Genomic DNA, 23,571 nt, shown 5'->3' with positions numbered 1-23,571 from the left:
CTTCGGTGGGTCAGGTATGTTCTTTCGGACGCTCTCGGGCCGATTTCTGCTGTTGATGCTGCTCTTCGTGCTGTTGGCCGAGGTGCTCATCTTCGTGCCCTCGGTCGCCCGCTTCCGCGAGGACTATCTGCTGACCCGCCTGGAACGGGCGCAGATCGCGGCGCTTGCGCTGCTGGCCTCGGACGGGCAGATCAGCGACAAGCTGGCCGAGGAACTGCTGAACACTGCCGGCGTCTACAACGTGGTCCTGCGCCGCGACGCGGTGCGCGAACTGGTGCTGTCCTCGCCCGTGCCGGGGCCCATTTCGGCGACCTACGACCTGCGCAACCCGCCCTTGCCCGACCTGATGCAGGACGGGATCAGCGCGATGTTCGTCGAGGACGGCACCGTGATCCGCCTGATCGGCGACCCGGTGCAGGAAGCCGGCCTGCTGATCGAGGTGACGATGGACGCCGGCCCCCTGCGCGACGGCATCCGCGATTATGCGCTCAGGCTCTTGTGGTTGTCGCTGGTCATCACCCTGGCCACCGCCGCGCTGCTGTTCCTGTCGGTGCAAACCCTGATCGTCACGCCGATTCGCCGCGTCGTCGCCTCGATGGCGGCCTATGCCAAGGCCCCCGAGGACGCGCGCAGCATCATCGCCCCCGACGCCCGCGTCACCGAACTGCGCGAGGCCGAGGAAGCCCTGCAACACATGCAGGAGGACCTGACCCAGGCGCTCAGGCAAAAGGAACGTCTGGCGCAACTGGGCGGGGCCGTGGCGCGGATCAGCCACGATCTGCGCAACATCCTGTCCACCGCGTCCCTGGTCGCAGACCGGATGGAGGGGTCCTCGGACCCGGCCGTCAACCGCGCCGCGCCAAAGCTGCTGAACGCGATCAACCGGGCGGTCAACCTGTGCGAAAGCACGCTGGCCTTCGGCAAGGCCGAGGAACCGCCGCCCCGCCTGACCCAGATCGCCCTGCGCCCGCTGATCGAGGACGTGACCGATGCCGAACGCCTGGCCGGCGCCGGCTCCGAGGCAGTCGAATTCCTGGTGGACGTGCCCGCGTCGCTGACGCTGCGCGCCGACGCCGAGCAGATCTTCCGCGTGCTCTCGAACCTGATCCGCAACGCCCGCCAGGCGATCGAGGCCACCGGCCAGCCCGGCACGATCGAGATCAGCGCCCAGGATCAGGACGACGGCACGGTGATCCGCGTCATCGACACCGGCCCCGGCCTGCCGCAACGCGCCCGCGACAATCTGTTCGCTGCGTTCCAGGGCGGTGCGCGCAAAGGGGGCACGGGGCTGGGGCTGGTCATCGCCGCCGAGTTGGTGCGCGGTCACGGCGGGCGGCTCGAACTGGTGCGCAGCGATGCCGAGGGCACCGAGTTCCGTCTCTGGCTGCCGCATGGCGGGTGATCGCGGCGGGTGAAAAAAAGGCACGCAGAAAACCGTTCTTACCCCCTTGCAATGCCCGGCGGCTGACGGTAGATCACCCCCCACAGCGGACCCGTAGCTCAGCTGGATAGAGCACCAGACTACGAATCTGGGGGTCGGGCGTTCGAATCGCTCCGGGTCCGCCATGAAATTCAAGGGCTTAGACGGAAACGTCTGGGCCCTTTTTCTTGCCCCGGACCACCCGGTCCGCCGCATCGAACGCATCAGGCTTTCGCATCGTTCGGCGCACATTTCCGAATTTGCCAGAACCGCCGCGCCCCGGCATTCTGGGCCGAAAAGGGAGATGCGCCATGACCCGCAACCCGGGCCCCTACGACCTCTGCATTGCCGATCGCGCCTATTCCAGCTGGTCGCTGCGCGGCTGGCTGCTGTTCGACGCCTTCGGGCTTGTGCCCCGGCTGGTGGTGACCCGGCTCTACGAGCCCGGCTTTGCCGAATCGCTCAAGGCCTTCGCGCCGGCCCGCACCGTGCCGGCCCTGCGTCTGCCCGAGGGGGTCTGCATCGGCGACAGCCTCGCCATCGCCGAGGAACTGGCCAGCCGTCATCCCGGGGCCGGGCATTGGCCATCGGATCCGCGGGCGCGCGCCGTTGCCCGCGCGCTGGCGGCCGAAATGCACGCCTCGTTCCCCGCGTTGCGCAGCCATTGCCCGATGAATCTGCGCGTATCCTACAGCGATTGCAGCCTGCCGCAGCCGGTGCGCGAAGACCTTCACCGTCTGGAAACGCTGTGGGCCTGGGCGCGGGCGGAATGCGGGGCTGGGGGGACATGGCTGTGCGGCGCTTACAGTGCCGCCGATGCATTCTTTGCCCCTGTCGCGGCGCGGGTCGCGGGATACAACCTGCCGATGGGGCCGCAGGCCATGGACTATGTCCAGGCGCATCTGGCGCACCCCTCGTTCCGGCGCTGGCGGGCGATGGGGCAGGTGGACGGGGCGGATCAGCCCTTTTACGACCGGCCCTATCCGCGCCGCCCCTGGCCCGGTCCCGCGCCCTTGCCGGCCGAGGTCTGCGACGGCCCTTCGGTCAACGCGACCTGCCCCTACTCCGGGCGGAAGGTCACGCATTTCCTGCGTGTCGGCGTCACGGTGCTGGGCTTTTGCAACGCCTTTTGCCGCGACAAGACGCTTGCCGATGTCGAAGCCTGGCCCCAGGCGCTGTCATGTCTCGAGACGTGACAAGGCCCAGCGGGCGGCATCGCGCACCGTGTCGTCAGCATCCGCCAGCCGATCCCGCGCCGCCCCGGCCAGCCGGGGGGACCCGCTGTTGCCGATGGCATAGAGCACATTGCGCACGAATCGGTCCCGCCCGATCCGCTTGATGGGCGAGCCCGAGAAGCGCGCGCGAAACCCGGCGTCGTCCAACGCGGCCAGGTCGGCCAGCGGCGGCGCGATCAGGTCCGCGCGCGCCGCGTAGCGGACCTCGCGCGCCCGGACCGCGAACTTGTTCCACGGGCAGACCGCCAGACAATCGTCGCACCCGTAGATGCGGTTCCCCAGACCCGGGCGAAGAGCCGGGTCCACGGGACCGTGATGTTCGATCGTCAGATACGAAATGCAGCGCCGCGCATCGATCTGGTAGGGCGCGGGAAAGGCCCCCGTCGGGCAGGCATCCAGACAGGCCCGGCACGCGCCGCAGCGATCCACGCCCGGCGCGTCGTGGTCCAGCGCCAGCGTGGTGAAGATCGCGCCCAGAAAGAACCAGTTCCCCAACGCGCGGCTCACCAGATTGGTGTGCTTGCCCTGCCAACCCAGACCCGCGGCGGCGGCCAGCGGCTTTTCCATCACCGGCGCGGTATCGACAAAGACCTTGATCTCGCCCCCCGCGCGTTCGATCAGCCAGCGGCCCAGCCGCTTCAACCGCTTCTTCACCACGTCGTGGTAGTCGCGGTTTCGCGCATAGACGCTGATCGCCCCCGCCTCTGGCCGCGCGATCGCGGTCATCGGGTCGTCGTCCGGAGAATAGACCTCGGCCAGCATCACCACCGACCGGGCCTCGGGCCACAACGCGGCGGGATCGCCCCGCCAGGTCATCCGCTCTGCCATCCATCCCATCTGGCCGTGGCGCCCCTCGGCCACGAATCGCGCCAGCCGCCCGGCGGCCTCGGGGATCGCGTCGGGCCGCGTGACACCCATCGCCGAGAACCCCTCGGCCAGCGCCTGCGCCCGCAAGGCGGCGGTCAGCGACATGTCCTCGCCCCTTCTTTGTGCCGGAAATATCCTCGGGGGGTGAGCGCCTTGGCGCGAGGGGGGCTGACAGCCCCCCTGCCCGTGGCACACGGGCGCGGGGCTCGATGCCCCCGCGCCGCGCCGGGCAGGGTTCAGAAATCGAGATCGGCATAGCGCCGGGGCGGGGGAAAGCCCGGGACCTGGTCGGCCAGCAGCGGTCGAAAGGCGGGGCGCGACTTGATCGTCTGATACCAGGCCTTCACCGCCGGCGCCCGCTCCCAATCGATGTCGTTGATGTAATCCAGGCAACTCAGATGCGCCGCGGCGGCGAAATCGGCCAGCGTCATCGCGTTGCCGGCGATCCAGCGGCGGTGCTCCAGCAGCCAGCCCAGGTAATCCAGGTGATACTTGATCCGCGCCGAGCCCAGCTTGATCTTCTCGGAATCGGGGTAGCCTCGGCCCATGATCTTCTTGTTCACCCGCTCGTAGAGCAGGTTTGCCGTCACCTCGGTGTGGAACTTGTCGTCGAACCAGGCGCACAGGCGGCGCACCTCGTAGCGCCCGGCCGGGTCTTCGGGCATCAGGGCGGGGGCGGGGTGAACCTCGTCCAGGAATTCGCAGATCGCCTGGCTTTCGGTCAGCAGCCGACCCTCGTAGCGCAGGATCGGCACCTTGCCCGCAGGGTTCAGGCGCAGGAACTCGGTCCCGCCTTCCCAATAGCGTTCTTCCTTCAGCGTGAAGGGGATGCGCTTTTCCGCCAGCGTCAGCCGCACCTTGCGGCAAAAGGGCGACAGCGCGACGTGGTGCAGTTGATAGGGCGCGGCTTGCATGGCGGCTCGGGGCTGGACCCTATCCCTTTGCACGCGACGGCCGGGAATTTCAACCGCCGAAACAGGCCGAGCGGTTGTCGCGCGCAATCGTCGCGGCGCCGTCGGCGATCGATGCGGCCCTGCGGCCGAGGAACCCGTCGGGCCGCGCCGCGTCGCGGGTTTGCGGCGCGGGCAGCACGGCGGCCAGCAGCGCGGCCTCCTGCGCCGTCAGCGCGCGCGCGTCGCGGGCAAAGTAGCGTTGCGCGGCGGCCTGCACGCCAAAAATGCCCTCGTCGAATTCCGCCAGGTTCAGGTAAACCTCGAGTATGCGCTGTTTGGGCCACAGGATTTCGACTAGCGGGGTCATGACCGCCTCGAGCGCCTTTCGCAGCCAACTGCGCCCGTGCCACAGAAAGGTGTTCTTCACCACTTGCTGGGTGATGGTCGAGGCGCCGCGATCCGCGCCCTCGGCAAGGGCCGCGCGGATCGCGCGCAGGTCGAACCCCCAGTGGTTGCAGAAATTCACGTCCTCGGCGGCAACGACCGAGCGCGCCATCACCGGCGCGATGGCGTCGAAATCGACCCATTCCTGGGTGATGCCGCCCAGGCGCCGCGATTCGCCCCACATGTAGAGGCCCCCCGGCGGATCGACCACCCGATAGAGCGCGATCCACGCCACCAGCAACGCCGCCACACCCGAGGCGGCCAGCGCAGCCCAGCGCGCCAGCCGCCGCAGCCCCATCGCCGCGCGGTCCAGCAGCCGCGGTTTCGACGTCTTCCTGTTTCTGCGTTTGCCTGCCATGCGCGCAGTTAACGGCCCCCGCGCCCCGGCTGCAAGCCCGTGGATGGGGCATGGACAGGCCCGCGCGCTGTGATAGCGTCGCGTCGATCACAGTCAACGAGGCCCCCAGATGATGAGACTTCACTACAGCCCGACCTCTCCCTACGCGCGCAAGGTTCTGGTGTTGCTGAAGGAAACCGGGCAAGAGGCGACAGTGACGCTGCAAGGCGCCATGGGCTCGCCCGTCGATCCCGGCTCGATGCCGCTGGGGGCGAACCCGTTGGGCAAGATCCCGGCGCTGGAACGGCCCGACGGCTGCACCCTTTACGACAGCCGGGTGATCTGCCGTTACCTGGCGACACTGGCCGGGTCGGGCCCGGCGCTCTATCCCGAGGGCGCCCGCCTGTGGGAGGTCCTGACGCTGGAAGCCACCGCCGACGGCATCCTGGATGCGGCGATCCTCATGCGCTACGAGACCGCGCTGCGCACGCCCGCGCAACAATTGCCCGAATGGATCGAGGGGCAGTGGGCCAAGATTGCCCGCGCCCTCGACGCGATCGAGGAACGCTGGATGGCGCATCTCGAAGGGCCCCTGTGCATGGGCCAGATCGCCGTCGGCTGCGCGCTCACCTATCTGGACTTCCGCCACGCGGCCCGCGACTGGCGCGCCGGCCGTCCCGCCCTCGCCGCGTGGGAGGCGCGCTTTGCGCAACGCGCCGCGATGCAGGCGACCCTGCCGCCCGCCGCCTGACGGGGGGCATCATGGGGGCATCGCTGTTGCCCGCGTCGGCCTATCTGGCGGCGTGGGGGTTTCTGGTGATGAATGTCGCCACGCCCGGACCCAACGTGCTGAACACGATCGCACTGGCGATCGGGTCGGGGCGGAGGGCGGCGCTGGGCGCGGCGCTGGGCACCGGCCTGGGCATCACCGTGTGGTGCCTGGGCATGGTGCTGGGGGTATCCGCGCTGCTGGCGGCGTTGCCGGTGGCGCGGATGCTTCTGACCCTGGTCGCCATTGGCCTGCTGCTGTGGTTCGCCAGCCGCTACCTGAGCCGGGCGCGCGCCGGCATCGCCGCGCGCCGCAATCGTGCACCGCCCGCGCCGCAGGGGCGGGCAGGGGTGACCCTGACCGGGGGCCTGCTGCGGTCGGTGTCGATTCTGCTGGCCAACCCCAAGGCACTGACGACCTGGCTGACGATGACGGCGATCTTTCCCGTCGCCCAGGCCAGCCCGGCCGACGTGGCGCTGCTGTGCCTGGGATCGTGCATCGTCGCGGGCGGCGTGCACGCGCTTTATGCGCTGGCCTTTTCGACCGCGCCGGCCGCGCGCGCCTTTCTTCACGCCGCGCCCTGGATCAATCTGGGCGTCGGGCTGTTCTTCGGCGGCTTCGCGGCAACCCTTGCAGCAGGGCTTTTGCGGCTTATCTGAACGGTGTGCCGGGCGACGGCACGCCCGCACCCCAGAGGCCATGGTGCGGCATAATTCCCCATTTTCGCGGCTGGACGGACGTTCAAATCGCCGTTAAACACCCGGCTTGGAGGCTGCAGGACACTGCGGCTCGTTTCGGCGTATCTGCCGGACCCATGACCTTGAAATGGAGAATGCTCGTGTCCCAAGCAGACGACAACGCAGGCACTCGCCGGGATTTTCTGTATTACGCGACCGCCGGTGCGGGCGCCGTGGCGACAGGGGCGGCCGTCTGGCCGCTGGTCAACCAGATGAATCCCTCGGCTGACGTGCAGGCCCTGTCTTCGATCTTCGTCGACATCAGTGGCGTTGCCGTCGGCACGCAGCTGACCGTGAACTTCCTGGGCAAGCCGGTGTTCATTCGCCACCGCACCCAGGACGAGATCGACGCCGCCCGTGCGGTGGCGCTGAGCGATCTGGTCGATCCGACCGCCGAGAACGCGAATCTCCCGTCCACAGCCGAGGCCACCGACGAAAACCGGACCACCCCCGGCAAGGAAGAATGGCTGATCATGACCGGCGTGTGCACCCACCTGGGTTGCGTCCCGCTGGGCAACGGCGCCGGCGATTTCGGCGGCTGGTTCTGCCCCTGCCACGGGTCGCACTATGACACCGCGGGCCGCATCCGCAAAGGTCCGGCGCCGCAGAACCTGCATATCCCCGTTGTCGCCTTTGTCGACGACACCACCATCCAGCTCGGCTAAGGGAGACGAGGCATGTCCGGGATTCCCCACGACCATTACGAGCCCAAGACCGGCCTGGAGAAGTGGCTTGACCGCCGCCTGCCGATCGTCGGGCTGATCTATGATACCCTGATGATCCCCACCCCCAAGAACCTGAACTGGTGGTGGATCTGGGGTATCGTCCTGGCGTTCTGCCTGGTGTTGCAGATCGTCACCGGTATCGTTCTGGTGATGCACTACACGCCGGAATCGACGATGGCGTTCAATTCGGTCGAGCATATCATGCGCGACGTGAACGGCGGCTACATGCTGCGCTACCTGCACGCCAACGGCGCCTCGCTGTTCTTCTTCGCGGTCTATATCCACATCTTCCGCGGCCTCTACTACGGCAGCTACAAGGCCCCGCGCGAGGTGACCTGGATCATCGGCATGCTGATCTACCTGGCGATGATGGCGACCGGCTTCATGGGCTATGTGCTGCCCTGGGGGCTGATGTCGTTCTGGGGCGCCACGGTGATCACCGGCCTGTTCGGGGCGATCCCGGGCATCGGCCCGACCATCCAGGAATGGCTGCTGGGCGGACCGGCGGTCGGCAACTATACGCTGAACCGCTTCTTCTCGCTGCACTACCTGCTGCCCTTCGTGATCGCCGGTCTGGTGATCCTGCACATCTGGGCCTTCCACACCACGGGCAACAACAATCCCGCCGGCATCGACGTGCGCAAGGGATCGAAAGAGGAAGCCGAGAAGGACACGCTGCCCTTCTGGCCCTATTTCGTCATCAAGGACCTGTTCGCGCTGGTCGTCGTGCTGCTGGTGTTCTGGGCGATCGTCGCCTTCATGCCGAACTTCCTGGGCCACCCCGACAACTACCGTCTGGCGAACCCGATGCAGACCCCGGCGCATATCGTGCCCGAATGGTATTTCCTGCCATTCTACGCGATCCTGCGCGCCTTTACCGCGGATGTCTGGGTCGTGATCGCGGCGCATTGGGTCAGCTTCGGCATCATCGACGCCAAGTTCTTTGGCGTGCTGGCGATGTTCGGCGCGATCCTGGTGCTGGCGCTGACGCCCTGGCTGGACACCTCGTCGGTGCGTTCGGGACGGTTCCGCCCGATGTTCAAGTCGTTCTTCTGGCTGCTGGTGGTGGACTTCGTCGTGCTGATGTGGGCCGGTTCCATGCCGGCCGAGGGCATCTACACCAACATCGCGCTGATCGGTGCGGCATACTGGTTCGCCTATTTCCTGGTGATCCTGCCGTTGCTGGGCGTGCTGGAGCGTCCGACCACCCCGCCGGCCACGATCGAGCAGGATTTCAAGGCGACCGTGAAAGCGCACGCCAAGAAATCGGGCCCCGCGCCCGAGCAGATCCCGGCCGAGTGATCGAGAGGAAGAGGTGAATACCATGATCCGCAAACTTGCCCTTTCGACCCTGACGGTCGCGGCGCTGTGCACCGCGCCGGTGATGGCGGCGGAAGGCGGTCATATCCATGACTACGCCTTCTCGTTCGAGGGCCCCTTCGGCACCTATGACCGCGCGCAGCTTCAGCGCGGCCTTCAGGTCTACAACGAGGTCTGCTCGGCCTGTCACGGCCTGGAGCTGGTGACGTTCCGTTCGCTCACCGATGCGACCGGCCCCGGCCTGGACCCCGACATCATGCGCGCCTTCGCGGCCGAGCATGAGGTGCCGGACGGCCAGGGCGGCTATCGCACCGCCGGCGCGCCCGACCACTTCCCCGGCTCGTCGCTGGAGAACGCGCCCGACCTCAGCCTGATGGCCAAGGCGCGCGCGGGCTTCCACGGCCCCTATGGGCTGGGCATCAACCAGCTTCTGCACGGCATGGGCGGCCCGGAATACATCGCCTCGTTCGTGACCGGCTTCACCGGTCAGGAAACCGAACAGGGCGGCGCGATCTTCTACGAGAACGCGGCCTTTGGCGGCAATGTCGCCATGCCTCCGATCCTGTCGGACGGGCTGGTCGAATACTCGGACGGGACCGAGGCGACCGAGCACCAGATGGCGCAGGACGTCGCCGCCTTCCTGATGTGGGCCGCCGAACCGCATCTGGTTCAGCGCAAGATGTGGGGCTTTGTCGGCGTCGTCTTCCTTGTGCTGCTGGCTTCGCTGCTCTACCTGACCAACAAGCGCCTGTGGGCGCCGGTCAAGGATCAGGCCAAGAACAGCTGATCCGACCCGGATCACAGACCCGTGAAACGCGCCCCCTGGGGCGCGTTTTGCATTCCGGGGCTCTGGCAAGGGGCGCTGGGCTTGGCTAGGTTTGCACGAAACGCACGGGTTTTCGCATGAAAGTTGCCGTTTTCTGCCTGACGACGCTGGCCGCCGGCCTGGGCGGTTTGCCTGCCGCGGCGCAATGGGTCGCCGTCGGCCGCTGGGGCGAGCCCGACAACTTCCGCTTTGTCGCGCCCGGCACCTGGATGGTCTGGACCGCCGGCCGCGACGCGGTCGAGGTCAGCGCCGAGGGGGACAACCACGACGGCCGGCTGACCTTCTGGTGCCGGCCCGACGCACCCGAGGGCGGGATCCGCTTCAGCCAGTATTTCGGTGACGCGCTGCCTCCCGGCCCCGAGGGCAAGGACCAGCCCGTCGTGCTGGTCGTGGACGGCCAGCGGTTCGAGCGCGTCCTGGCCTATGAGCCCGCCGGCCGGCAGTGGCAGGTCAGCGGCGGGCTGGAACAGGATTTCCTCGAGGCGTTCGGCTGGGGCACCCGGATGGAGGTGCAGACCCCCTCGGGCACGTTGGTGACCCGGCTGGGGTTGAACGGCAGCGGCACCGCGCGCAGCGCGCTACGCCGGGCCTGCGGGCTTTGATCCGGGCCGGAAGAGGCGCCCGCGCAGGGGTCAACGCCCCAGATAGGCGGCCAACGCCGGCGGCGGGTTGTCCAGCAGCGCCCGTGTCGGCGCCGGGGGATGGGCGCGCCCCTCGGCCACCAGCAAGGTCTGGTCGCACAGCCGCAGCGCATCCGCCGGATCGTGGGTGATCATCAGCACCGTTGCGCCGGTTTCCGCGGCGATCCGGCCAACCAGGTCCAGCATCGCGGATTTCAGCGCCGGCCCCAGCGCGGCAAAGGGTTCGTCCAGCAACATCAGGGGGCGCGCGCGCAACAGCACCCGGGCAAGGCCCGCGCGGCTGATCTGCCCGCCCGAAAGCTGCGCGGGCTTGCGCGACTCGAGCCCCCCGAGCCCTGTGTCGGCCAGGGCGCGCAGCACCGCGGCACGATCGTCGGGGCCGAGCCGCAGATCGGGGTCGAGGCCCAGCGCGACATTGTCGAAAACGCTGAGATGGGGCAGCAGGTTGTGATCCTGGAACAGGATGCTGAGCGGTCGGCGCGCGGGGGGCAGCCCGTCGATGCGCGTGCCCTGCCAGCGGATCGCCCCTGCGGCAAGCGGCACGAACCCGGCCAGCGCGCCCATCAGCGTCGATTTTCCGGCCCCCGACGGCCCCATGACCGCGACACGCGCGCCCATCGGCACGCCGAGGTCGGCCTCAAGGCGAAAGTCGTCCTGCACGATCGACAGGGATTCAAGCGTCAGCATCGCGGCCTCCGACCAGGCGTTCCACCAGCACAAAGGCGCCCAGCGCAAGCGCCAGCAGCAGCACCGCCACGCCCTGCGCGGCATCGCTGCGATAGGCGCCCATCAGCCGTTGCATGGCCATGGGCAAGGTTTCGGTTCCGGTTTGCCCGAACAGCACGATGACACCCAGGTCACCGATCGACAGGGCCGCACCCAGCCCCAGCGCAAAGCCCATCGGGCGGCGCAACCGGGGCCACAGGACCAGCCGCAGATGCGCGCGCGCGGACAGACCCAGCGCGGCCGAGAGGCGGGCGAAATCGGCCTCGGCCTGGCGGGCGGCGGGCAGGGTGGCGCGCAGCGCAAAGGGCAGGGCCATGGCGGCGTTGACCAGCGCGGTGACCGGCAGCGCCAGGGTCGCGGGGGCAACCAGGGGATTGAGCACGATGAACAGCCCGGTGCCGATCACCAGCGGCGAGGCGACCAGAGCAGCCATGCCCAACCCCTCGGGCCAGCGGCGGGCCCGTCCGGCCAGGGTCAGGGCGAGCGTAAAACCCGCCAGCAGCAACGTGGAGCCGAGCGCCACCGCCAGCGACCGCCCGGCCGCGGCCCAGACGGTGACCGGCATCGCCGCCAGATGCGGCACGCCGCGCAGCAGAACCACCGCCAGCGGCACCAGAAGGAACAGTGCGGCGGCCGCGATCGCCAGTGAATCGAGGCCCCGCGCCAGGCCGCCGGGCGGGGCGGGGGCCGTGCGGTCAAGACTGGCCAGCGCCGATCCGGGCAGCGGCACCAGCGCCAGGGCCGCCAGCGCCAGCCCGCCGACACCCGCCTGCATCAGCGCCAGAAGCGCCGCGCGGCCCAGGTCGAAATCGAAGCGAAAGGCCTGATAGATGGCCAGTTCCAGCGTGGTCGCTGCCGGTCCCCCGCCCAGCACGAGCGCCACCGCGAACGAGGTCAGGCAGATCAGGAACACCGCCGCCAGTGCCCCGGGCAGGACACGGGCCAGCATCGGGCCCTCGATCAGGCGGAACCGGGCGCGCGCGCCAAAGCCCAGCGACTGCGCCAGGCGCAGATGCTCGGCCGGAATGCGCCCCCAGCCTTGCAAGAGCAGGCGCACCGACAGCGGCAGGTTGAAGAACACATGCGCCAGCACCACGCCGTGCAACCCGTAGATGCCGATCCGCGCCAATCCCAGCGCGGCCAGCGCCTCGTTCAGCAGCCCGTTGCGGCCAAAGACCGCCAGCAAGCCCGACACGGCGACCAGCACCGGCAGCAGGAACGGCGCGCCCATGACCGCGATCAGAGCCCCGCGCCCGGCAAAGCGGCGGCGCGCCAGCGCGCGCGCGACCGGCACCGCCAGCGCCACCGACAGCAGCGCCGACAGCGCGGCTTGCAGCACGGTGAAGCGCAGCGCGGCCCAGTCGGCCGGCTGCAACCCCTGCGTCGATTCGGCGCGCCACAGAACGGCGCCCAGCGCCCCCAGGTTCAGGGCCACCAGCACCGCCGCCACAAGGGCGGCGGCCAGGGGCCAGACCGGGGGGTCACTGCGCCAGCGCATTCCGCCACTCGGCCAGCGCCGGGTCCCGCGCCGCCAGCGCCGCCTCGGGCGCGAGCAGCAGCGACGGGTCGGGCTGGATCAGCGTGTCGAACCCGTCGGGCAGCCCGTTCGCGGGGGTGACGGCGGGATACATCCAGTTCGTTTCCGGGATGACCGACTGGAACGCGTCCGAGGTCATGAACGCCAGAAAGCGGCGCGCCAGTTCGGGTTGGTCGGTCGTCGCGACCATGCCCGCGACCTCGATTTGCAGGTAGTGCCCCTCGGAAAAGCGGGCGGCGGCCTTGGTCGCGTCGCCTTCGGCGATCAGGTGATACGCGGGCGAGGTCGTGTAGCTGAGCACCATGTCGGCCTCGCCGTTCAGGAACAGGTCGTAGGCCTCGCTCCAGCCCGGTGTGACGGTCAGGATGCGCGGCGCCAGCCCGCGCCAGATGTCGGCGGCTTCGTCGCCATAGGCGGCCTTGACCCACATCAGCAGCCCCAGCCCCGGCGTGGACGAGCGCGGGTCCTCGATCACCACGCTGAGGTCGCTGGCGATCAGCTCGCGAAAGCTGGCCGGCGGGTTGGTCACGCGCGTGCTGTCATAGACAAAGGCGAACCAGCCCCAGTCGAAGGGCACGAACAGCGGATCGGACCAATCCACGGGCAGGTCCAGCGCCGGGGTCTGTCCGTGCGGCGCGAACAGGCCCGATTGCGTCGCCTGCGCCGTCAGGTTGGTGTCCAGGCCCAGCACGACATCGGCGTCGGTGCGCGCGCCCTCCAGCATCAGCCGGGCCAGCACCGCGGCGCCGTCGCCCGCGGTGTCGAACACCAGGTCGCAGCCACATTCGGCCTCGAACGCGGACTCGACTTGGGGGCCGGGGCCCCAGTCGCTGGCAAAGCTGTCATAGGTCAGGACGTGCAAGACGGGTGTGTCTGCCAGGGCCGCATGCGTGAAAACGCACAGCAGTCCCGCGGCAAGGATGGAACGGGTCATGTCTTTCCTCCATTGCGACGGGCGGGGTCGGGGTGGAGGATCAACCTGTCACCTTCCCTCCGCCGGTCTTAACCGGTTCAGGTTCAACGGGTCCGCGGTCATCCGCATCTCAGCCGGTTCAAGCCGGCACCCCGAGGTAAGGCGCAACATAACCCTTTCGCCCGGCGCCGCAAGGGGGCACCATGGCCTCAGCCATTGGAGGAAACCATGTCCCTGACCATCACCCCGGATTTCGACGGCCAGACGGTCGTGTCCACTTTCGAGATGACGCCCGGCACCTGCTCGGACGTTCTGGACGCGCTGACCGATGCCTATGACAAGGTGATCCGCCATCAGCCCGGCTTTCTGGGCGGCGCGATCCATGTGAACGACGCGCAGACGCGGATTTCCACCTATTCACGCTGGCAGAAGCGCGGCGATTTCCAGGCGATGCTGCGCACGCCCGAGATGCGCGAGCGCAACCGCGTCATCTCGGCGATGTGCGCCCGGTTCGAGCCGGTGATGTATGACGTCGCCGCCGTTTTCTGACGCCGACGCGAAAGGATGCCAATGCTTCGCTTGCTATTGTCCGCCGCGCTCTTGGCGCTGCCCCTGGGCGTCCTGCCGGCCACGGCCCAGGACCTCGCTGCCTATGACCGGGCGGAAGCCGCCGCCATCGCCGCCTGGGACCAGATGCCGCTCACGGCGCGCTCGGTCACCTTCGTGACCCGCGAGGCCGAGGGCTTCGGCCTCTATGACCCGCGCGCCTCGGCGGTCTTTGCCCCGTCCGAGCCGCTGATCCTCTATGCCGAGCCGATGGGCTTTGGCTGGCGTGGCAACGGCGACGGGACATGGACCTTCGGTTTCAGCATCGACGTGGTCCTGCGCGATGGCGCCGGCGCCATCGTCGCCAGCCAGCCGGCCTTTCAGCGGCAGGAACTGACCAGCCGGGCGCGCAACCGCGAGTTCTACCTGACCCTCACGCTGAACCTGAGGGGCGCACCCGCTGGCGACTATCGGGTCGAGTATGTGCTGCACGACCTGGCCTCGGACGACACGGCGACGATCGCGCTGCCCTTCACGCTGACCGGGTCCTAGGCCGCGGACGCGGGCAAGCGGCGGCGGAAAACGGCACTTGAGCGGCGCGCCCCGGGCGGCTAGGACGGGCGCCAGCAAAGGGGGCGCCCATGTCGTTCAACAGTTTCGGCCATCTGTTCCGCGTGACCACCTGGGGCGAAAGTCACGGCCCGGCGCTGGGGGCGACGGTCGATGGGTGTCCGCCCGGCGTGCCGCTGGACGCGGCCGATATCCAGCCCTGGCTGGATCGGCGCAAACCCGGGCAGAACCGCTTCACCACCCAGCGGCGCGAGGACGACACGGTCGAGATCCTGTCCGGCGTCTTCGAGGGGCGCACCACCGGCACGCCGATCCAGCTGATGATCCGCAACACCGATCAGCGGTCCAAGGATTACTCGGACATCGCCCGCAGCTTCCGCCCGGGACACGCCGACATCACCTATTGGCAGAAATACGGCATCCGCGATCCGCGCGGCGGCGGGCGGTCCTCGGCGCGCGAAACGGCGGCACGGGTGGCGGCGGGCGGCGTCGCGCGGCAGGTGCTGACGGCGCTGGTGCCGGGGCTGTCGGTGACGGGCTACATGGTGCAGATGGGACCGCGCGCGATCGACCGCGCGCGTTTCGACTGGGCCGAAATCGACCGCAACCCGTTCTGGGGCCCCGATGCCGAAACCGCCGGCCTCTGGGCCGCGGATCTCGACGCGCTGCGCAAGGACGGCAATTCCGTGGGCGCCGTGGTCGAGGTCGTGGCGCGCGGCGTCCCAGCGGGCCTGGGCGCGCCGATCTACGCCAAGCTCGACAGCGAACTGGCGGCCGCGATGATGAGCATCAACGCGGTCAAGGGGGTCGAGATCGGCGAAGGCTTCGCCGCCGCCGCGCTCACCGGGGTCGCGAACGCGGACGAAATCCACATGCGCGACGGCACCCCGCACTACCTGTCCAATCATGCGGGCGGGATCCTGGGCGGGATCGCCACCGGGCAGGACGTGGTGGTGCGCTTTGCCGTGAAACCCACCTCCTCGATCCTGACGCCGCGCCGTTCCGTCACCCTGGACGGTCAGGACACCCAGGTCGTGACCAGGGGCCGCCACGACCCATGCGTCGGGATTCGCGCCGTGCCTGTGGGCGAGGCGATGATGGCCTGCGTGCTGCTCGACCAGTTCCTGTTGCACCGCGCCCAGATGGGCGAAACGCCCCGCGGCGTGATCGGATGATCCTCATCTTGTCGCCAATACGCACGGGGACTTTCAAGGGGGGCGTGCCCCCCTTGAAGCGGGGGGTGCGGGGGGCGGCAGCCCCCCGCCGCACCCGGTGACGATCGCGGGGCTGCGCCCCGCCAGTCCCGGCGACCGCCCCGCGATCGAGGCGCTGGTCCCCGCCGCCTATGGCCCCTATGTCGCCGAATTCGGCCAGTGTCCCGGCCCGATGCAGGACGATTACGGCGCTCTCGTCGCCGCGCACCGCGTTCAGGTGGTCGAACGCGCGGGGCATATCCTCGGCCTTCTGGTGCTGATCCCCCAACCCGACGCGCTGCTTCTCGACAACATCGCCGTCGCGCCCGCGCTGCACGGTCAGGGCCTCGGCCGCACCCTGCTGACCCGGGCCGAGGCCCAGGCTCGGGCCCTGGGCCACACCCGCATCCGGCTCTATACGCATGAGAAGATGACGCGAAACCGGCGCATCTACGCGGCGGCGGGCTACCACGAGACGCACCGTGTCACCGAACGGGGCCTGCCGCGCGTCTACATGGAAAAGCCGCTCTAGCCGTGCATCCCGCCGCAGACCGGGCACCCCGTGCGCGATCTCGTGGTGATGCGCCGCGATTCGGCATAGAGCCCGTCATAGATCAGCATCGCGCCCCTGAGACCCTCGCCCGCGCCGGTCAGCAGCTTGATCGCCTCCAGCGCCATCATCGATCCCATCACCCCGGGCAGCGCGGCGACCACACCGGCCTCGGCGCAACTGGGCACCAGCCCCGGGGCCGGGCGTTCAGGGAACACGCATTCGTAACACGGCCCGCCCCGCACCGGATCATAGAGGGCAATCTGCCCTTCCCACTGGGTGATCGCGGCGGCGATCAGCGGCGTTCCCTGGCGCGCCGCCACCCGATTCGCCAGATAGCGCGTGTCGAAATTGTCGGTCCCGTCCAGGACCAGATCATAGCCTGCGAACAGCGCGCCGGCGTCCGCCTCGGTCAGGCGGCGGTGATAGGGGCGCACGGTAATGAAGGGGTTCAGCGCCTCCATCTGCATCTGCGCGGAAAAGACCTTTGGGGTGCCGATCCGCGCATCGGTATGGATCACCTGACGTTGCAGGTTCGATCCCTCGACCAGATCGTCGTCGATCACGCCGATCGTGCCCACGCCCGCCGCCGCCAGATACAGCAGCAGCGGAGAGCCCAGCCCCCCCGCGCCGATCACCAGCACCTTCGCGTCCTTGAGCCGCCTCTGACCCGGGCCGCCGATCTCGCGCAGCATCATGTGGCGCGCATACCGGCCCAGCTCGGCCTCAGAGAACGGCGGCGCCTTCGCCGGCCCGTGACCGGCCGCCGTAGTCGCCGCCGCCGCCGCCGCTGTCGCCGCCCGCGACCGCAGCCGGCGCAGGCCCGCGCGATAGGCCCAGACCGCCAGCACCGCCATCGCCAGCACCAGCCAGGGCCGTGCGTCGCCACCGTTGGCCACGCGCAGCGGATGCGTCGCCGGAAGCAGCAGGTGCCCGATCACCACCGCCAGCCATAGCAGCGCCAGCATCCCCAGCCTGACTCGCATCGGCACCTTCAGCGCCGTTCCGACGGCGAACAACACCAGCGCCAGCAGCAGAACCTGCATGCCTACCCCCGCCCGGTCGAGCCGAATCCACCCGCGCCCCGCCCCGTTTCCCCCAGCACGGCGACCTCGGCAAAGCGCCCCTGAACCACGGGCGCCACGACCATCTGGGCAATGCGCTCGCCGTGGTGGATGGTGTAGGGCGTGTCGGACAGGTTGATCAGCGGCACGCCCACGGGTCCCCGATAATCGCTGTCGATGGTGCCCGGCGTGTTGGGCAGGGTGATCCCGTGCTTCAGCGCCAGTCCCGAGCGCGGCCGCACCTGGATTTCATAGCCCTCGGGGATCTCGACGATCAGCCCTGCCGGCAACAGCGCGCGCTGCCAGGGATCCAGGGTGAAGCCGCTCGCGCGGTCCTCGGGGCGCAGGTTGGCGCGGATGTCGGCGCCGGCCGATCCCGGGGTCGCATAGGCCGGCAGGGCGATCGCCGGATCGGCCCAGTCCTCGCGCCGCACCTTGATGAGCACGCTCATGACGACACCGCGCCCGACAGGGCCTCGGCGATTCGCAGGGCCAGTCGGCGTGCGACCTCGGGCTTGGGCAGGCGCGGCCAGTCCTCGACCCGGTCGGCGGTGATCAGATGCACGGCATTCTCGGCGCCGCCCATGATGCCGCTGGCGGGCGAGACATCGTTGGCCACGATCCAGTCGCAGCCCTTGCGCAGGCGCTTGGCCTGGGCGTGGGCGACCACGGTTTCCGTTTCGGCGGCAAAGCCGACGACTAGCCCGGGACGCCGCGCATGGTGGCTGATGGTGGCCAGGATGTCGGGGTTTTCGGCGAATTCCAGAACGGGCAGGGGGGCGCCCGCCTGCTTCTTCATCTTCTGCCCTGCCGCGTTCTTCACCCGCCAGTCGGCGACGGCGGCGGCAAAGACGGCGGCGTCGGCGGGCAGCGCGGCCTCGACCGCGGCCAGCATCTCGCGCGCGGTCTCGACCCGGACCAGCGTCACGCCCCCGGGCGGCGGCGCGGTGGCCGGCCCGGTGACGAAGGTCACGCGCGCCCCCAGATCGCGCAGCGCCTCGGCCAGGGCGGCACCCTGCTGGCCCGACGAGCGGTTGGCGATGTAGCGCACCGGGTCGATCGGCTCGTGCGTGGGGCCCGAGGTCACCAGGACGTGCCGCCCCTTGAGCGGCCCGTCCGCCAGCGCCGCCCCGATCGCCGCCCCGATCGCCGCCAGGATCGCGCGCGGCTCGGCCAGACGCCCCGGCCCATGCTCGCCGCAGGCCATGTCGCCGCTGTCGGGGCCGACGCACAGGACCCCGTCGGCGACCAGTTGCGCCAGATTGCGCTGCAAGGCCGGGTGCTGCCACATGCGCACGTTCATCGCCGGCGCGATCAGGACCCGCTTGTCCGTCGCCATCAGCAATGTGGACGCCAGGTCATTCGCCAGCCCCCCGGCCATCCGCGCCATCAGATCGGCGGTGGCGGGCGCGACAACCACCAGATCGGCGGCGCGGCTCAACTGGATATGGCCCATTTCGGCCTCGGCCGTCAGGTCGAACAGGTCCTGATGCACTGGCGCGCCGGCCAGCGCGGCGACCGACAGCGGGGTAACGAACTCGGCCCCGGCCCGGGTCAGCACCGGCGTGACGGTGGCGCCCTGTGCCTTCAGCAGGCGGATCAGTTCCAGCGACTTGTAGGCCGCGATACCGCCGCCGATGATCAGAAGTATGCGCTTTCCGGCCAGCATGGGATCCTCGCGAAACGATCCCCTTGGTGTAGGGTCCAGGGCGCGGCTTGGCAACCGGGTGGCGCCCGGCCGGATTGGCCCCGTCCCCCGGCCCCCCGGCCCCGTCCCGGTCCTTCTTTGTGCCCCAAATATCCTGCGGGGGTGAATTCGCGCAGCGAAGAGGGGGCGCAAGGCCCCCTTGCGCGCGGCGCGTCAGCGCCGCGCCCGGTCGCCCGAGGGCTGCGGCCTGGAAGGCCGCCGGCCGAGGGCGAACCCCCCGCCCGGTCGCCGGACTGGGAACCCGCCGAAACACGAAAAACGCCCCTTGATTTCCCCGCGCCGCTGCCGTAACCCCCGCCTCAGGCCTAGGGGTATAGCTCAGCTGGTAGAGCGACGGTCTCCAAAACCGTAGGTCGCGGGTTCGAACCCTGCTGCCCCTGCCAGGCCTTTTTCCGCCAGCGTCCGTTTCGACTGTGCAGTGTTGCAGAAACGTCATCATTGGCGGGTTCCTGCGCGTCGCCGGCCCGCAGGGTTGAACTCGTTTCCCCCCGGGCGTATCTGGGCGCCAACCGCCGCGTGCTGCCCGCGTGGCCGCTCAATCGCCCAGAGGTGCCAAGATGGCCAGGACCAATCCGTTGACCTTCCTTCAGCAGGTGCGCTCGGAAACCGCCAAGGTTTCCTGGCCGACCCGTCGCGAGGTCGGTGTGAGCACGGTGATGGTGCTGGTGCTGACCAGCCTGACCGCGGTGTTCTTCGCGTTGGTCGATTTCGTGATCCGCACCGGTCTGGCGGCGATTCTCGGCTGGGTCAGCTGAACCGGCGCCGGGCGCCGGCGCGGCCGTCCGCGCGACCCCGCAATGGCCCCGGATCGGCCAATGACCCCTTGAACAAGTCGGTCCTTGGCGATAAGTGCAGCACCAACACCCGGCATGATGGCGCGCACCGATTCGGTGCGCACATTTTTTGTCTGCCGGAGAGCCGTGACCACGAAAAGCGCAAGCTGCTGGTCGCAAAGGGAATTTCGGGGCGGGTCAGGCTCGCCGTTGACGGGGAAGACGCATGGCCAAGCGCTGGTATTCGGTGAGCGTGCTCTCGAATTTCGAGAAGAAGGTCGCCGAAGCGATCCGTCAGGCCGCTTCCGAAGCGGGCATGGAAGACGAGATCGAAGAGGTTCTCGTTCCGACCGAGGAAGTGATCGAGGTCCGTCGCGGCAAGAAGGTCACCTCCGAGCGTCGCTTCATGCCGGGCTATGTTCTGGTCCGCATGGAAATGACGAACCGCAGCTATCACCTGGTCACCTCGATCAATCGCGTCACCGGCTTCCTGGGGCAACCCGGCAAGCCCAGCCCGATGCGCGACGAGGAAGTGAACCTGATCCTGAACCGTGTCGAGGAAGGCCAGGACGCGCCGCGCAACCTGATCCGCTTCGAGATCGGCGAGCAGGTCAAGGTTTCGGACGGTCCCTTCGACGGGTTCTCGGGCATGGTCGAGGAAGTCGATGACGACAACGGCCGCCTGAAGGTGATGGTGTCGATCTTTGGCCGGCCGACGCCGGTCGAACTGGAATTCACCCAGGTGACCAAGGGCGCCTGAGTGTTGGTGTGGGAGGCTGGCACCCGACGGGTGCGGTCGGACCACTAAGCAGGCCCGCGAGCGGATGATCCGGCGGCGGGCGTTGTGACAAAGGAGCGGCCACATGGCCAAGAAAGTGATCGGGCAGCTGAAGCTGCAAGTGAAGGCGGGGCAAGCCAACCCCTCGCCGCCCGTGGGTCCGGCCCTGGGTCAGCGCGGCATCAACATCATGCAGTTCTGCAAGGACTTCAACGCGAAGACCGCAGACATGGAGCAGGGTGCGCCGATTCCGGTGGTCATCACCTACTACCAGGACAAGTCGTTCAGCCTGGATCTGAAGACCTCGCCCGCCTCGTGGTATCTGAAGAAGGCCGCGGGCCTGAAGCCGGTCGGCAAGCGCAACCGCGCCAAGGGCTCGGCGAAACCCGGTCGCGAGACCGCCGGTTTTGTCACCGTGAAGCAGGTGCGCGAGATCGCCGAAGCGAAGATGAAGGACCTGAACGCCAACGATATCGAAGGCGCGATGCAGATCATCCTCGGCTCGGCCAAGTCCTGCGGCATCGAGGTCAAGGGGTAAGTCATGGCCAAGCTCGGTAAACGCACCCGCGCCGCGCGCGACGCCTTCGGCACCAAGACCAACGTGTCGCTCGAAGACGCGCTGACCCTGATCAAGGGCGCCGCCTCGGCCAAGTTCGACGAAACCGTCGAAGTCGCCATCAACCTGGGCGTTGACCCGCGCCATGCCGACCAGATGGTCCGCGGCGTCGTCTCGCTGCCCAACGGCACCGGCAAGACCGTCCGCGTGGCGGTGTTCGCCCGTGGCGCCAAGGCCGAGGAAGCCCAGGCAGCCGGGGCCGATATCGTCGGCGCCGAAGAGCTGATGCAGGCGATCCAGGGCGGCGAGATCAACTTCGACCGCTGCATCGCCACGCCCGACATGATGCCGCTGGTCGGTCGTCTGGGCAAGATCCTGGGCCCGCGCAACCTGATGCCGAACCCCAAGGTCGGCACCGTGACGATGGACGTGGCGCAAGCCGTGGCCAACGCCAAGGGCGGCGAAGTCCAGTTCAAGGTCGAAAAGGCGGGGATCATCCACGCCGGCGTCGGCAAGGTCTCGTTCCCGGCCGACAAGCTGGCCGAAAACGTCCGCGCCATCGTTGACGCGGTCTCGCGCGCGAAGCCGACGGGCGCCAAGGGCACCTACATGAAAAAGGTTTCGCTGAGCTCGACCATGGGTCCGGGCGTGAGCGTGGACCTGGCGTCGGCCTCGGGCGCGGCGTGAGTTTCGCAGGATGGGCGTTCGCGCCCGTCCTGCCCAGAATTCCCCGGGGTCGCCCCTGGGGATGGCGGGGCGGAAACGCCCTGTCCTGTCCGAGACGGTGGGTGCCCTGCCGCTGATCCGCCCGGATCATGCAAGGCTTAATGTCCTGCCTGAGATGGGGAACGAGACGAATTTGGCTGGGGACCCGCGACCGCGGGAGTTTCCTCGGGCGGTTTTGGCCTCGGTTCCTTTCGGACCCGACTGTCCCGGTGCCGTTTCGGCGGAGCCGGGGCTCAAATGAGCCGGGGGGCAACCCCCAAACTTGGAGCAAACCTGTGGATAGAGCCCAAAAAGAAGCGGTGGTCGAGGAACTCGGCCAGATCTTCGAAAGCTCTGGCGTGGTTGTGGTTGCACACTACGCGGGTCTGACGGTTGCCGAGATGCAGGCCCTGCGCGCGAAGATGCGTGCTGTCGGTGGGGCCGTGCGCGTTGCCAAGAACAAGCTCGCCAAGATCGCCCTTGAAGGAAAGCCCTGCGCCAGCATCGGTGACCTTCTGACGGGCATGACCGTGCTCGCCTATTCCGAGGACCCCGTCGCCGCGGCGAAGGTGGTTGTCGACTACGCCAAGGACAACAAGAAGTTGGAAATCCTTGGCGGGGCCATGGGCGGCACGGCCCTGGACCAGAACGGTGTGAAGGCCGTGTCCGAACTGCCGTCGCGCGAGGAGCTCATCGCTTCCGTCGTGGCGTGCATCGGCGCTCCGGCCTCGAACATCGCTGGTGCCATTGGCGCGCCTGCTTCGAACATCGCGGGCATCCTCTCCACCCTGGAGGAGCGGGAAGCCGCTTGAGCAACCTACGGCCCGCATGGCGCGTAACCTTACCCCATGTCGGCATAACCCTGTTAGAATGGAACTGAAAAATGGCTGATCTGAAAGCTCTCGCCGAGCAAATCGTGAACCTGACCCTGCTGCAGGCTCAGGAACTGAAGCAAATCCTGAAGGACGACTACGGCATCGAGCCCGCCGCTGGCGGCGCTGTCATGATGGCCGCCGGTCCGGCCGCGGCTGCCGAAGCCGTGGAAGAAAAGACCGAGTTCGACGTGATCCTCGTCGACGCCGGCGCCAACAAGATCAACGTGATCAAGGAAGTGCGCGGCATCACCGGTCTGGGCCTGAAGGAAGCCAAGGACCTGGTCGAAGCCGGCGGCAAGGCCGTGAAGGAACAGGCCCCGAAGGCCGAAGCCGAAGAGATCAAGAAAAAGCTCGAAGCGGCTGGCGCCAAGGTCGAGCTGAAGTAATTGGCGGGGTGCGACGCACCCTGACCGCATGACATGGCTGGGTCCGGCGTTGTCCGGGCCCGGCCAAAGCTGTTTCTGGCAGGGGCGCCCGTCGCGACGGGTGTGCATCGGGGCAGGGCGCCCCTTCCAGAAGCAGCCGGGGCTCGGGAGCGGACCGGTGGGACGGTCGGCAGGAATGGAGCCCCAGCTTCTGTTTCGCATGGGGCGCAGCCACGCCGAGGCCCGACGGCAGGCGCGCCCGCGAAAAAATGAAAGGTGATACCGAGCATGGCTCAGTCCTATGTTGGTCAGAAGCGCATCCGCCGGATGTTCGGCAAGATCCGTGAAGTCCTGGAGATGCCCAACCTGATCGAGGTGCAGAAGTCGTCCTACGACCTGTTCCTGCGGTCGGGGGACAGCGACAAGCCGCTGGATGGCGAAGGTCTCATGGGGACTTTCCAGTCCGTGTTCCCGATCAAGGACTTCAACGAGACGGCG

At 68.5% G+C, this 23,571-nt stretch carries 28 protein-coding genes, 2 tRNA genes and 1 riboswitch; of the genes, 21 read left to right on the top strand and 9 right to left on the bottom strand.

What is annotated here, in order from left to right; translation table 11 throughout:
• Positions 1–16: 16 nt before the first annotated feature.
• The 3 genes from H6900_16195 (at position 17) to H6900_16185 (ending at position 2,616) form a co-directional block, all read left to right on the top strand.
• Positions 17–1,402 (top strand): HAMP domain-containing histidine kinase, encoded by a 1,386-nt coding sequence (locus H6900_16195; GenBank protein MCC0074819.1) that lies wholly within the window; start codon positions 17–19, stop codon positions 1,400–1,402.
• Positions 1,403–1,489: 87 nt separating this feature from the next.
• Positions 1,490–1,566 (top strand) — tRNA-Arg (locus H6900_16190).
• A gap of 165 nt (positions 1,567–1,731) precedes the next feature.
• Positions 1,732–2,616, top strand: a complete 885-nt coding sequence (locus H6900_16185) for a glutathione S-transferase (GenBank protein ID MCC0074818.1) — start codon at positions 1,732–1,734, stop codon at positions 2,614–2,616.
• Here H6900_16185 and queG read toward each other — a convergent pair.
• The 3 genes from queG to mtgA all read right to left on the bottom strand — a co-directional run bounded on the left by queG (position 2,599) and on the right by mtgA (position 5,217).
• Entirely contained in the window at positions 2,599–3,627 is a 1,029-nt protein-coding gene (queG, locus tag H6900_16180; GenBank protein MCC0074817.1) for a tRNA epoxyqueuosine(34) reductase QueG, read from the bottom strand. The two genes, H6900_16185 and queG, sit on opposite strands and share 18 nt — an antisense overlap.
• A 131-nt stretch (positions 3,628–3,758) precedes the next feature.
• Positions 3,759–4,436, bottom strand: a complete 678-nt coding sequence (locus H6900_16175) for a glutathione S-transferase family protein (GenBank protein ID MCC0074816.1) — start codon at positions 4,434–4,436, stop codon at positions 3,759–3,761.
• A gap of 49 nt (positions 4,437–4,485) precedes the next feature.
• Positions 4,486–5,217, bottom strand: coding sequence for a monofunctional biosynthetic peptidoglycan transglycosylase (gene mtgA / locus H6900_16170; GenBank protein MCC0074815.1), 732 nt, complete (start codon positions 5,215–5,217; stop codon positions 4,486–4,488).
• A 112-nt stretch (positions 5,218–5,329) separates the two neighbouring features.
• On the opposite strand from mtgA, the gene H6900_16165 reads away from it, so the two are divergent.
• The 6 genes from H6900_16165 (at position 5,330) to H6900_16140 (ending at position 10,175) form a co-directional block, all read left to right on the top strand.
• Entirely contained in the window at positions 5,330–5,947 is a 618-nt protein-coding gene (locus H6900_16165) for a glutathione S-transferase (protein ID MCC0074814.1), read from the top strand.
• 11 nt (positions 5,948–5,958) lie between these two features.
• On the top strand, positions 5,959–6,624 hold the full coding sequence (locus tag H6900_16160) for a LysE family transporter (protein ID MCC0074813.1): 666 nt from the start codon (positions 5,959–5,961) through the stop codon (positions 6,622–6,624).
• Positions 6,625–6,803: 179 nt separating this feature from the next.
• Complete coding sequence (petA, locus tag H6900_16155) at positions 6,804–7,367, top strand: ubiquinol-cytochrome c reductase iron-sulfur subunit (GenBank protein MCC0074812.1); 564 nt, start codon at positions 6,804–6,806, stop codon at positions 7,365–7,367.
• A gap of 12 nt (positions 7,368–7,379) precedes the next feature.
• Entirely contained in the window at positions 7,380–8,729 is a 1,350-nt protein-coding gene (locus H6900_16150) for a cytochrome b N-terminal domain-containing protein (GenBank protein MCC0074811.1), read from the top strand.
• Positions 8,730–8,751: 22 nt separating this feature from the next.
• Positions 8,752–9,534 (top strand): cytochrome c1, encoded by a 783-nt coding sequence (locus tag H6900_16145; protein MCC0074810.1) that lies wholly within the window; start codon positions 8,752–8,754, stop codon positions 9,532–9,534.
• 116 nt (positions 9,535–9,650) lie between these two features.
• On the top strand, positions 9,651–10,175 hold the full coding sequence (locus H6900_16140; protein ID MCC0074809.1) for a hypothetical protein: 525 nt from the start codon (positions 9,651–9,653) through the stop codon (positions 10,173–10,175).
• Positions 10,176–10,205: 30 nt separating this feature from the next.
• On the opposite strand, the gene H6900_16135 is transcribed toward H6900_16140, so the two are convergent.
• Genes H6900_16135 through H6900_16125 form a run of 3 tightly spaced genes read right to left on the bottom strand, consistent with a single transcriptional unit; the run spans position 10,206 to position 13,411 of the window.
• Complete coding sequence (locus H6900_16135; protein ID MCC0074808.1) at positions 10,206–10,901, bottom strand: ATP-binding cassette domain-containing protein; 696 nt, start codon at positions 10,899–10,901, stop codon at positions 10,206–10,208.
• Positions 10,888–12,438, bottom strand: coding sequence for a thiamine/thiamine pyrophosphate ABC transporter permease ThiP (locus tag H6900_16130; protein ID MCC0074807.1), 1,551 nt, complete (start codon positions 12,436–12,438; stop codon positions 10,888–10,890). Before H6900_16130 ends, H6900_16135 begins: the two co-directional genes overlap by 14 nt.
• Positions 12,422–13,411: a thiamine ABC transporter substrate binding subunit gene (locus tag H6900_16125; protein MCC0074806.1), complete on the bottom strand. Its 990-nt coding sequence runs from the start codon at positions 13,409–13,411 to the stop codon at positions 12,422–12,424. The genes H6900_16130 and H6900_16125 overlap by 17 nt, the downstream gene beginning before the upstream one ends.
• Positions 13,412–13,448: 37 nt before the next feature.
• Positions 13,449–13,555: riboswitch (TPP riboswitch) on the bottom strand.
• Positions 13,556–13,618: 63 nt separating this feature from the next.
• Between H6900_16125 and H6900_16120 the strand changes: the two genes are divergently transcribed.
• From H6900_16120 to H6900_16105, 4 genes are all read left to right on the top strand, one after another.
• Complete coding sequence (locus H6900_16120; GenBank protein MCC0074805.1) at positions 13,619–13,939, top strand: antibiotic biosynthesis monooxygenase; 321 nt, start codon at positions 13,619–13,621, stop codon at positions 13,937–13,939.
• Positions 13,940–13,960: 21 nt separating this feature from the next.
• Positions 13,961–14,488, top strand: a complete 528-nt coding sequence (locus tag H6900_16115) for a hypothetical protein (protein ID MCC0074804.1) — start codon at positions 13,961–13,963, stop codon at positions 14,486–14,488.
• Between the two features lie 89 nt (positions 14,489–14,577).
• Positions 14,578–15,681: a chorismate synthase gene (gene aroC / locus H6900_16110; GenBank protein ID MCC0074803.1), complete on the top strand. Its 1,104-nt coding sequence runs from the start codon at positions 14,578–14,580 to the stop codon at positions 15,679–15,681.
• Positions 15,682–15,778: 97 nt separating this feature from the next.
• The gene (locus tag H6900_16105; protein ID MCC0074802.1) at positions 15,779–16,231 is read left to right on the top strand and encodes a GNAT family N-acetyltransferase; all 453 of its coding nucleotides are present in this window, start codon (positions 15,779–15,781) and stop codon (positions 16,229–16,231) included.
• Here H6900_16105 and H6900_16100 read toward each other — a convergent pair.
• Genes H6900_16100 through coaBC form a run of 3 tightly spaced genes read right to left on the bottom strand, consistent with a single transcriptional unit; the run spans position 16,228 to position 18,982 of the window.
• Entirely contained in the window at positions 16,228–17,295 is a 1,068-nt protein-coding gene (locus H6900_16100; GenBank protein MCC0074801.1) for a HesA/MoeB/ThiF family protein, read from the bottom strand. The two genes, H6900_16105 and H6900_16100, sit on opposite strands and share 4 nt — an antisense overlap.
• A gap of 2 nt (positions 17,296–17,297) precedes the next feature.
• On the bottom strand, positions 17,298–17,765 hold the full coding sequence (dut, locus tag H6900_16095) for a dUTP diphosphatase (protein ID MCC0074800.1): 468 nt from the start codon (positions 17,763–17,765) through the stop codon (positions 17,298–17,300).
• Positions 17,762–18,982, bottom strand: coding sequence for a bifunctional phosphopantothenoylcysteine decarboxylase/phosphopantothenate--cysteine ligase CoaBC (gene coaBC, locus H6900_16090; GenBank protein ID MCC0074799.1), 1,221 nt, complete (start codon positions 18,980–18,982; stop codon positions 17,762–17,764). The genes dut and coaBC overlap by 4 nt, the downstream gene beginning before the upstream one ends.
• A 346-nt stretch (positions 18,983–19,328) precedes the next feature.
• On the opposite strand from coaBC, the gene H6900_16085 reads away from it, so the two are divergent.
• The 8 genes from H6900_16085 to H6900_16050 all read left to right on the top strand — a co-directional run.
• Positions 19,329–19,404 (top strand) — tRNA-Trp (locus H6900_16085).
• Positions 19,405–19,578: 174 nt separating this feature from the next.
• Positions 19,579–19,776 (top strand): preprotein translocase subunit SecE, encoded by a 198-nt coding sequence (gene secE, locus H6900_16080; protein ID MCC0074798.1) that lies wholly within the window; start codon positions 19,579–19,581, stop codon positions 19,774–19,776.
• Positions 19,777–20,020: 244 nt separating this feature from the next.
• Entirely contained in the window at positions 20,021–20,554 is a 534-nt protein-coding gene (gene nusG, locus H6900_16075; protein ID MCC0074797.1) for a transcription termination/antitermination protein NusG, read from the top strand.
• 103 nt (positions 20,555–20,657) lie between these two features.
• Entirely contained in the window at positions 20,658–21,110 is a 453-nt protein-coding gene (gene rplK / locus H6900_16070) for a 50S ribosomal protein L11 (GenBank protein MCC0074796.1), read from the top strand.
• Between the two features lie 3 nt (positions 21,111–21,113).
• On the top strand, positions 21,114–21,815 hold the full coding sequence (rplA, locus tag H6900_16065; protein ID MCC0074795.1) for a 50S ribosomal protein L1: 702 nt from the start codon (positions 21,114–21,116) through the stop codon (positions 21,813–21,815).
• 314 nt (positions 21,816–22,129) lie between these two features.
• Positions 22,130–22,645 carry a 50S ribosomal protein L10 gene (gene rplJ, locus H6900_16060; protein MCC0074794.1) on the top strand — a complete coding sequence of 172 codons (516 nt, stop codon included), beginning with the start codon at positions 22,130–22,132 and terminating at the stop codon, positions 22,643–22,645.
• A gap of 71 nt (positions 22,646–22,716) precedes the next feature.
• The gene (gene rplL, locus H6900_16055) at positions 22,717–23,094 is read left to right on the top strand and encodes a 50S ribosomal protein L7/L12 (protein MCC0074793.1); all 378 of its coding nucleotides are present in this window, start codon (positions 22,717–22,719) and stop codon (positions 23,092–23,094) included.
• A gap of 267 nt (positions 23,095–23,361) precedes the next feature.
• Positions 23,362–23,571 (top strand): hypothetical protein (locus tag H6900_16050; protein ID MCC0074792.1); only part of this gene is annotated, 210 nt, incomplete at its 3' end.

Origin of the sequence: Rhodobacter sp., from assembly GCA_020637515.1 — a bacterium.
Classification (GTDB): Bacteria; Pseudomonadota; Alphaproteobacteria; order Rhodobacterales; family Rhodobacteraceae; genus Pararhodobacter.
This window is presented reverse-complemented; position numbering and strand designations above follow the sequence as displayed.